This is a genomic window from Streptomyces sp. ADMS (genome assembly GCF_033441795.1).
Taxonomy (GTDB): domain Bacteria; phylum Actinomycetota; class Actinomycetes; order Streptomycetales; family Streptomycetaceae; genus Streptomyces.
This window is the reverse complement of the sequence record NZ_JAVFVX010000611.1, coordinates 1-242: the sequence shown is the minus strand read 5'-3', so window position 1 is coordinate 242 and position 242 is coordinate 1. Positions and strand designations below refer to the sequence as shown.

Here is a 242-nt window from a genome sequence, read left to right as displayed (position 1 = left end):
GCATCAGCGTCGTCGTACCGCAGATAGGGGGAGACGCCCTTGATCGCCATCCGATGGCGGGGTGAACGGCCAGGGGCAATGTGCCGCGTACGCCCGACTGCACGCCTGGAACAGTCTGTACGCGCTCATGGGGCTGCCCGACGACGTCCCGTTCCCGGAGGCGGTGCGGCACGCCGCCGATCATCGTTGGCTGCGTTTCATGGCGTTCACGGACTGGTTCCACCACGACACGGCGGACGTGG

Annotated in this window: 1 protein-coding gene; it reads left to right on the top strand. The window is 67.4% G+C overall.

Annotated features, from left to right (window positions below; translation table 11 throughout):
* Positions 1-61: 61 nt before the first annotated feature.
* A partial coding sequence (locus RB628_RS42180; RefSeq protein WP_318325861.1) for a DUF6183 family protein occupies positions 62-242 on the top strand: 181 nt, incomplete at its 3' end.